This is a genomic window from Pseudomonas sp. SIMBA_068 (assembly GCF_046534705.1).
GTDB classification, from domain to species: Bacteria; Pseudomonadota; Gammaproteobacteria; order Pseudomonadales; family Pseudomonadaceae; genus Aquipseudomonas; species Aquipseudomonas putida.
On the sequence record NZ_JAWRYI010000772.1, the window covers coordinates 1 to 263 of the forward strand.

At 63.5% G+C, this 263-nt stretch carries 1 protein-coding gene; it reads right to left on the reverse strand.

Translation table 11 applies throughout. The annotated features are described in order from the left end of the window. Positions 1–263 (reverse strand): universal stress protein (locus tag SB756_RS31385; protein ID WP_410913408.1); only part of this gene is annotated, 263 nt, incomplete at both ends.

Below are 263 nucleotides of genomic sequence, written 5' to 3' on the forward strand. Positions count from 1 at the left end.
GCTGACGATGCGTTCGGTGGTGTCGCCGAGCAGTTTTTCCAGGCCCTTTGGCTGCACGACGCCCATGACCACCGCGTCGATATCCAGCACAGCGACCTGCTCGCGAATCACCTGAACCGGGCCTCCTTCCATGAAGTGGCGGCGTTCCGCCGCGACCCCCTCGGCGTCTGCCAGGGTGTCGAACGGCTCCTTCAGGGCACTGCGCATCTCATCGATCCACGCCTGGGTGACGTTCATGTCCGAAGCAAACACGCCCGTAAGGT